Source organism: Mycolicibacterium houstonense, assembly GCF_900078665.2.
GTDB classification, from domain to species: Bacteria; Actinomycetota; Actinomycetes; order Mycobacteriales; family Mycobacteriaceae; genus Mycobacterium; species Mycobacterium houstonense.
Genome location: NZ_LT546207.1, coordinates 4,468,100 through 4,476,212, shown reverse-complemented (window position 1 = coordinate 4,476,212; position 8,113 = coordinate 4,468,100). Strand labels below are relative to the sequence as shown.

8 protein-coding genes are annotated in these 8,113 nt (G+C 67.7%); 5 read left to right on the top strand and 3 right to left on the bottom strand.

Translation table 11 applies throughout. The annotated features are described in order from the left end of the window. Nucleotides 1–1,043, bottom strand: a 1,043-nt coding sequence (locus tag BN4332_RS22435; RefSeq protein WP_066901726.1) for a zinc-binding dehydrogenase, incomplete at its 3' end; no start/stop codon positions are given. Between the two features lie 113 nt (nt 1,044–1,156). Here BN4332_RS22435 and BN4332_RS22430 point away from each other — a divergent pair. Next, nucleotides 1,157–1,750 carry a helix-turn-helix domain-containing protein gene (locus tag BN4332_RS22430; protein ID WP_235654171.1) on the top strand — a complete coding sequence of 198 codons (594 nt, stop codon included), beginning with the start codon at nt 1,157–1,159 and terminating at the stop codon, nt 1,748–1,750. A 9-nt stretch (nt 1,751–1,759) separates the two neighbouring features. Here BN4332_RS22430 and BN4332_RS22425 read toward each other — a convergent pair whose 3' ends face one another. Both BN4332_RS22425 and BN4332_RS22420 read right to left on the bottom strand, forming a co-directional pair. Further along, nucleotides 1,760–2,785, bottom strand: a complete 1,026-nt coding sequence (locus tag BN4332_RS22425) for an NAD(P)H-dependent glycerol-3-phosphate dehydrogenase (RefSeq protein ID WP_066901724.1) — start codon at nt 2,783–2,785, stop codon at nt 1,760–1,762. Nucleotides 2,786–2,839: 54 nt separating this feature from the next. Further along, entirely contained in the window at nt 2,840–4,051 is a 1,212-nt protein-coding gene (locus BN4332_RS22420; RefSeq protein WP_066901728.1) for an MFS transporter, read from the bottom strand. Nucleotides 4,052–4,154: 103 nt separating this feature from the next. On the opposite strand from BN4332_RS22420, the gene BN4332_RS22415 reads away from it, so the two are divergent. The 4 genes from BN4332_RS22415 to BN4332_RS22400 form a co-directional block, all read left to right on the top strand. Continuing rightward, a complete protein-coding gene (locus tag BN4332_RS22415; RefSeq protein WP_066901727.1) occupies nt 4,155–4,508 on the top strand; it encodes an ArsR/SmtB family transcription factor in 354 nt (117 codons plus the stop codon). Nucleotides 4,509–5,059: 551 nt separating this feature from the next. Continuing rightward, nucleotides 5,060–5,929, top strand: a complete 870-nt coding sequence (locus BN4332_RS22410; protein ID WP_066901723.1) for an MlaE family ABC transporter permease — start codon at nt 5,060–5,062, stop codon at nt 5,927–5,929. Between the two features lies 1 nt (nt 5,930). Then, a complete protein-coding gene (locus BN4332_RS22405; protein ID WP_066901722.1) occupies nt 5,931–6,788 on the top strand; it encodes an ABC transporter permease in 858 nt (285 codons plus the stop codon). Continuing rightward, nucleotides 6,789–8,113, top strand: a 1,325-nt coding sequence (locus BN4332_RS22400) for an MlaD family protein (protein ID WP_066901721.1), incomplete at its 3' end; no start/stop codon positions are given.

Sequence of the window (8,113 nt, the reverse complement as noted above, 5' to 3'; positions counted from 1 at the left end):
TTTCCCGCCATGACCTCGTCGACCAGCGCGGGGATGTCGCGCTCGGGTACCGCGGATCCGTAGTTGGATCCGAGGATGCGTTGGTCGGCCTCGGCGAGCGCCAGTGGTTCGAAGCTGGCCCGCTCGCCCTGCGGCGGCAGGCCGACGATGACGGCCGCGCCACCGAGTCCGAGTGCGGCCACGGCCTGTTCGGTGGTGGCAATCTTGCCGATGGCGTCGAACACGTAGTCGTATCCGCTGTCATCGCCCTCGGCGACCACGGCGCGCAGCGCGGAGACCACGTCATCGGTCTTCGATGCGTCGAGCGTGTCGGTGGCGCCCAGTTTCCTTGCCAGGTCGAGCTTTTCGGCGACGACATCCACCGCCACGATGCGCGAGGCGCCGGCCAGGCGTGCGCCCTGCACACAAGCCAGGCCCACGCCACCGCACCCGATCACCGCCACCGTCGAATCGGGTCGCACCCCTGCGGTATTGCGCACCGCACCCACACCCGTTGCGATCGCGCAGCCGACGATCGCGATGTCTTCCAGAGGCGCATCCTTGCGGACCTTGATCGCCCCGCTCCGCGGCACCACGACGGCTTCGGCGAAGGACGAGACACCGAGGTAGTGGTGAACCGTTCCGCGCTGATTGGACAGTCGCGTCGTCCCGTCGTACAGCGTGCCGCCCGGCGCGACGACCGAGGCGACCAGCGAGCACTGGGCCGGCCGGCCGGCTCGGCAGGCGCGGCATTCGCCACAGCCGGGCACCCAGCTGAGGACGACATGGTCGCCGGGTTCGAGGTCGTCGACTCCCGGGCCCACCGCGCTCACCACGCCCGAACCCTCGTGGCCGAGCACGACGGGCGCGGGCACCTCCCAGGCCCCGGTGGTCACGTGCAGATCGGAGTGGCAGACGCCCGCCGCGGCGATCTTGACCCGGACCTCGCCGGGGCCGGGTGCCGCGAGGTCGACATCCTCGATGCTGATGACGCCGTCAGCGTCGAAGACGGCGGCCTGAATCCGCGTTGACTCGTTGCTGGGCTCGGTTGCAGGTGCAGACACCGCATGCCTTTCTGTGCTCCGGGGACATCGCCGCATGTAGGGTTCAATGCCATAAAACGATGGACGTGTTTTACACCACTAAACAAACCAACGTCAACAGGAGTGGGGGTTCGGTGACGGAGGGCTCGGAAACCGGCATGGGGCGGGCCGGGGCGCGGCTGCGCGAGTTTCGTGGTCAGCGAGGGTTGAGTCTGACCGAGGTCGCCGCCCGGGCCGAGGTGACCAAGGGATTCCTGAGCCTGGCCGAGCGCGGGATGACCAACGTCTCGGTACCGGTCTTGATGCGCATCTGCGATGCGCTGGGGATCGGCGTCGGTGACCTGTTCGAGTATCCGTCGGCGCCGGTCGTCCGCAGTGGCGCCGGGGCGCCGCTGGAGATGGGCGGGCACGGGGTCCGGGAAGAACTGCTGACCCCGAAGTCCGAACGTCATGTGCAGGTGATGCACACCGTCATGCGACCCGGCGGCGGCTCCGGCGGGGCCTACCGGCTAGATGCCACAACGATTTTCGTGTACGTGCTCAAGGGGGAACTGAGCATCACCATCGAGGGGCAGACCACGTTGCTGAACACCGGCGACAGCATGACCTTCGGTGCGACCCAGTTGCACGATTGGCACAACCCCACCGATGGCGAGGCCGAGGTGCTCTGGACCATCGCTCCGCCGGTCGGGGCCGAGGACTTTCGGGCCGCAGTCCGTGGGGTCTGACGCGCGAGCTCAGAATCCCGAGCCGTGGACCTCGTGGCCGGGCTTCTCGATCAACAGACCTCGGTAGGCCTCCTCGACGGTGCTGCTGTGGTTGATCACGCGGTCCACCTCGCGCGCGATGGGCATGTTGAGCCCGTACTTGTCGGCGAAGTCCATGATCACGCTGGCCGCTTTGACGCCCTCGGCCACCTGGTTCATCGATGCGATGATCTCGTCGATCTTCTTCCCGGTGCCCAGTTGCTCACCCACATGGCGGTTGCGGCTGCGCTGGCTGGTGCAGGTCACGATGAGGTCGCCCATGCCGGCCAGTCCGGCGAAGGTATCGCGGTGCCCGCCCATGGCCTCGCCGAGCTTGGACATCTCGCGGACCGCCCGGGCCATCACCATGGCGCGGGTGTTCTCGCCGATGCCCAGTGAGTAGCCCATGCCGACAGCGATGGCGTAGACGTTCTTGAGCGCCCCGGCCATCTCCACGCCCACCACGTCATCGGTGGTGTACGTCCGAAACCGCTTGGTGCGGAACAACTCCGCGAGCTTGGCGGCCAGATGCTGATCCGGCATGGCCAGCACGGCGGCGGCGGCGTAGCCCTCGGCGACCTCACGGGCGATGTTCGGCCCGGCCAGGATGCCGGCCGGGTGCCCGGGCAGCACCTCGTCGACGATCTCGCTCATCCGCCGGTTGGTGCCCTGCTCCAGCCCCTTGACCAGGGAAACCACCGGCACCCACGGCCGTAGTTCACGCGCCAGCTCGGTCAGTACGCCGCGGAAGCCGTGCGACGGCACGCCCATCACGATCACGTCGGCGCAGTGGGCGGCTTCACTGAAATCGTTGGTGGCCTTGAGGTTTTCGGGTAGGGCCACCTCGTCGCCCAGGTAGCGCGAATTGCGGTGGTTGTCGTTGATGTCCTTGGCGGTCTCCTCCGAGCGCACCCACTGCAGGGTCGGTCCGCGCCTGGCACAGATGGAGGCGACGGTGGTGCCCCAGGATCCTCCGCCGAGGACGACGACCTTCGGTTCGCGTTGCGCTGGTGCCATGGCGATCAGCGTATTGCCGAGACGCCGTAGCCGAGTCCAAGTTGCCGAACTGGATCAGGCGGTGACCGCGCGGCGTCGCGACAGTGCCCCGATGCCCGCGGCGGCCAGGCAGGCCGTGGACACCGCGGCGGCGAACCACGGGAAGACGGTGGCCAGGTCCCAGCGGGTGGCGGCCCAGCCGGCCAGCAGCGTGGGGACGGCCATCGCGGTGTAGGCCGACAGGTAGAACGCCGACATCGTTTCGCCGCGCTGATCGGCCGGGACCACCTGCGACAGGTGGCGCAGCGAGCCGCCGAACCCGAGTCCGAAGGTCGCACCGAGCATTGCTGCCGCGACGAACACCAGCGGCCAGGAGTGGGTGACCAAAACCGGAACCGTCAGCGCCAGGGTGATCGCCATGCCCACGTCGCCGGTGATCGCGGCGCGGTGCGCCGGGATACGCGTGGCGGCCAGTTGGGCCATCGCCGCGGAGAACGCGGTGACGGCCACGACTCCGCCGCCGAACACCAGGTTCTCGATGTGGGTCTGGTGCGCGGCCAGCGACGGGTACAGCGACAGCAGCACGCCCAGCACCGACCAGGACGCCATCGCGCCGAGGGCGGCGAACCAGAAGTCTGACCGGATCTCCTTGGCCACAGCGGGTTTCGAGATGCGGATGGGGCCGGTCGCGCGGGTGGTGTGCGTTTCGCGCAGGGCGAGGACGCCGACGCCGACGAGCACGCAGATCACCGCCACCACGGCGTAGGGCGTGCGCAACGGGTGTGGGGCGTACTGCGCGAGCACGGCGGATCCGATGATCGCCACCGTCATGCCGATGTTGAACGCGACGCCGCTGAGCTGGCCCGAGCGCACCCCGCGGTGCGGGCGCAGATCCAGCAGCGCGGCGGCGGACACCACCACGATCGAGCCGATGGCCGCGCCGTGGATGGTGCGGGCCAGCAGGAGCAGTGCCATGCTGTCGGCCACCAGGAAGACGCCGAGGCCGACGATCATCGCGATGAGCGCGGCCACCAGGACCGGCTTACGGCCGATCACATCCGAGATGCGGCCGGACACCAGCACCGCGGCCAGGGCGGCCAGTGCGTACACGGCGAAGACGATCGTGGTGGCCAATGGGGTGAGATGCCAGGCGGTTTCATAGATGCCGTACAGCGGTGCCGGCAGACCCGAGACGCCGAGGGCCACACCGCTGAACACCAGCAGCAAGGGGTAGGCCCAACGCTGATTTTCCAGGCCGAGCGGGCTGTCCGCCGAAATCCGCGCCATCGTCACGCCCCATCCGGTAAGTTTGATGATCATCGAACTCGACCGAGCTTACGCCCGGTTTGACGTTCATCAAACTTATTTTCGGGTGACGGAGGGCACGCACATGGCGGAGGCCGGTGAGGCGCGCAGTCCGGTGGGTTCGGTTGCGAATCTGCCTGCGCTGCTCGCCGCGCTGCACGACCCGATCCGGTTGGAGATGGTGCGGCGCCTGCACGGCGCTGGCGGCCCGGTGAAGTGCGCGGACCTCTACGACGGCATCAACAAGTCCACGGCCACCCATCACTTCCACATCCTTCGCGATGCGGGGCTCATCGAACGGGTGGTCAGCGAGGGGCATATCCATCAGCAGCTGCGCGCTCGCGATGTGGACGCCGCGATGCCGGGACTGCTGGATGCGATCGTCGAGCAGGCGAACCGGGAGTCCGGCGCCCGGGGCTCGTCCGGCACCCGTCGCTGACGATCCCCGCGCCGGGATGTCGCGGGCACGAGATGTGCCGAAATCCGACTGACATCGCCTGTGGTCAGTAGACTTCGGCGCAACGGTGCGCCAGGTGCCCGGCGGCACCTGTCGGCAAAATCTGGCAACGTTTCCCCGCGGCACTGACGCGGTCGGCAAAGTTAACGTGCATGCCGGGCACGGATTCCGTCGTGCTTCGCCGCGCGGGGGCGCGAATCCCTGGCTGATCAAGGCTCGGCCCTGACGTCGGTGTCAATCCGAATGGCGCTCACCGCGGCCTGAATGCCCTGCATTTACAGGTGTTACGGGAAGTGATACGCGCTCGGCCGCACCGGGCGGTGGCCGTGACGATCGACCGGCGGCCGACGACGGATTTGCCGGGCAATTGGTGAGCCAATCTCGCTAAGTAAATGAGAATTCGGCAAAACGTTGACGGAGGAGGAGCGCCGACGCTACGGTGCCAACCATTGCGAGTTATCCGGCCGGGCGTGGTCGGACCTCGGCCTCGGGAGGGATTGATCGTTGCTGGTTCTGCTGCTTAATGAGAGAGGATGACGGCGCCGTCTGAGAGCGTGTCTGATGGGGTCGAACCGGAACGGGGACTCGACACCATCGAGAAGTGGGCCACCGGCTACGCCAGGCGCCACCCGCTCGCGTCCCTCACCACCGTCGGGGACCAGTTCGTCCTCGGAGTCCGCACCGTCCAGATACTGTTCCTCGACCTGGTGACGGGCCGCTTCCAGTGGCAGGAGTTCATCCGCCAGGGCGCATTCATGGCGGGCACCGCCGTGCTGCCCACCGTGCTGGTCGCGCTGCCGATCGGCGTCACGCTCTCGATCCAGTTCGCCCTGCTGGCCGGGCAGGTCGGTGCCACGTCACTGGCCGGCGCGGCCAGTGGTCTGGCGGTGGTCCGGCAGGCCGCGTCGCTGGTCGCGGCCGTGCTCATGGCCGCCGCGGTCGGATCGGCGATCACCGCCGATCTGGGTTCGCGGACCATGCGCGAGGAGACCGACGCCATGGAGGTCATGGGCGTCTCGGTGATCCAGCGGCTGGTCGTGCCGCGCTTCGTCGCCGCGATCATGATCGGCGTCGCGCTGACGGGTGTGGTGTGCTTCGTCGGCTTCCTGGCCAGCTTCCTGTTCAACGTCTACTTCCAGAACGGCGCCCCCGGCAGCTTCGTGGCCACCTTCGCCTCGTTCGCCACCACCGGCGACATGATCGTGGCCTTGGTGAAGGCGGTGATCTTCGGTGCCATCGTGGCCGTGGTGTCCTGCCAGAAGGGGCTGTCCACCAAGGGCGGTCCCACCGGGGTGGCCAACTCCGTGAATGCCGCGGTGGTCGAATCGATCCTGCTGCTGATGGTGGTCAACGTCGCGATCAGCCAGCTCTACATCATGTTGTTCCCGCGGGTAGGGCTGTGACATGACGGCCTCCACCTTCGTTCCACCGCTGCTGGCGCCGTGGGTGCGGCTGTACCAGCGGGCGTCCAAGCCGGTGATCCGGCTGGGCCACATGATGGTGTTCTTCGTGCGGGCCCTGGCCGCGGTACCGATCGTGCTGCGGCACTACCGTGCGGAATTCGTCCGGCTGCTCTCCGACATCGCCTGGGGCAACGGCTCGCTCGTGGTCGGCGGCGGCACCATCGGGGTGGCGGTGGTGCTCGGCATCACCATGGGAGCGCTCGTCGGCATCGAGGGCTACAACTTCCTCGACCTGCTCGGGCTCGGACCGGCCACCGGCATCATCTCCTCGTTGGTGAACACCCGCGAGCTGGCGCCGATCGCCGCGTCGCTGGCCTTCGCCACGCAGGCCGGCTGCCGGTTCACCGCGCAGCTGGGGTCGATGCGCATCGCCGAGGAGATCGACGCGCTCGATTCCATCGCGATCCGGCCGATTCCGTATCTGGTCACCACGCGGCTGATGGCCGCCGTGATCGCCGTGATCCCGCTCTACGCGCTCTGTCTGGCGGTGAGTTACCTGACCACCCAGGTGGTGGTCTTCCTGATCAGCGGTGGGTCGACCGGCTCCTACCTGCATTACTTCAGCCTGATGCTGTCCGGGCAGGACATCCTGTACTCGGTGCTGAAGGCGGTCATCTTCGTATGGATCGCCTCCACCGTGCAGTGCTACTACGGGTTCTACGCCTCGGGCGGCCCGGTGGGTGTCGGCGTCGCCGCCGGCCATGCCATGCGGGCCAGCATCACCGTGGTGGTCATCGTCAACATGCTGCTCACCATGGCGCTGTGGACGGTCGATTCAGGAGCGAGGTTCGGCGGCTAGATGGGTAACTCGCTGGAAATGGACGGGCGCGGTCCGAGCGACCGCCAACTGCTCGCCTGTGGCGCCGCGGTACTTGTTGTGGCGGCACTGGTTTCGACGTTCCTCCTGGTGAAGGCGACGGGTCGGCTCGACGCCCGGGTGCCGGTGGTGGCCGCCCTGATCAATGTCGGTGACGGTCTGCCGCAGCGCTCCGACGTGAAATACCACGGTGTGCTCGTCGGCATGGTCGACGAAGTGGTCCCGGCCGCCAACGGCAAGCCCAACTTCGTCCACATCGACCTCAAACCCGAGTACGCATCGTCGATCCCGAACACGGTCACCGCACGCGTGGTGCCCAGCAACGTGTTCGCGGTGTCGTCGGTGCAGCTGGTCGACCGCGCCGGCGGGTCGGCAAATGGTTTGAGCCCCGGCGCGCCCATCGCGGCCGGAGCCCAGATCCCCGAGGACACCGAGCTTCCCACGGTGCTGTTCCAGACCACCATCAGCAAGCTGCGCGATGTGCTGGCCGCGACCGGACGTGGCCGGGAGGACAAGACGGTGGGCATCCTGGCCGCGGTGAACGCCGCGACCGAGAACCGTCGCAACGAATTGCTCACCAGCGGAGCACAATTGAACCGGCTGATCGATCAGCTCGATGCGGTGGTGGCCACCGAACCCGGGCCGACGACCGTCTCCGCACTCGTCGATGCGACCCGCGGCCTGCAGCAGACGGCACCGGATCTGCTCGATGCCCTGCACAAGGCGGTGCAGCCGATGCAGACGCTGGTCGAACAACGTTCGCAGCTGAACACCATGATCAACGGCGGGATCAACACGGTGGGGACCACCCACACCGCGCTGAACAACCACACCGACCGGCTGGTCAAGACCACCTCGGATCTGACCCCGGTGCTCGGTGTGCTGGCCGACACCTCCCACAACTGGGTGCCGGCCTTCGTCAAACTGAATCAGTTGTCGGACAAGTTCTTCGAGCACGTCTGGATGCCCGAGCACGATTTCGGCAACATGCGGGTGAACCTGTCGTTGACCCCGAGCTATGCCTACACCCGGGCCGACTGCCCGCAGTACTCCGGGCTCAAGGGACCGAGCTGCTTCACCGCGCCGCTGGTGCCCACCCGGCCGGAGCTACCGGATGTGCTGTTGCCGCAGAATTATCAGCCGCCGCCTGATCTGGCCCCGCCGGCCGGAACGGAGCTGGGACCCAACGGCAATCTCGTCGCGGTCGGTCCGCCGCTGGTCAATCCGAACCCCAACCTGGCCGATCCGAACCCGCCGCTGCCGCCGTGGATGCCGCCGTCGGGCCCGGTGCCGGGCACGGCCAACCC

Bases quoted from the DNA above. Each gene is read 5' to 3' on its own strand.
- BN4332_RS22425 (WP_066901724.1), bottom strand. From the start codon at position 2,785: ATGGCACCAGCGCAACGCGAACCGAAGGTCGTCGTCCTCGGCGGAGGA.
- BN4332_RS22420 (WP_066901728.1), bottom strand. From the start codon at position 4,051: ATGGCGCGGATTTCGGCGGACAGCCCGCTCGGCCTGGAAAATCAGCGT.
- BN4332_RS22415 (WP_066901727.1), top strand. From the start codon at position 4,155: ATGGCGGAGGCCGGTGAGGCGCGCAGTCCGGTGGGTTCGGTTGCGAAT.
- BN4332_RS22410 (WP_066901723.1), top strand. From the start codon at position 5,060: ATGACGGCGCCGTCTGAGAGCGTGTCTGATGGGGTCGAACCGGAACGG.
- BN4332_RS22405 (WP_066901722.1), top strand. From the start codon at position 5,931: ATGACGGCCTCCACCTTCGTTCCACCGCTGCTGGCGCCGTGGGTGCGG.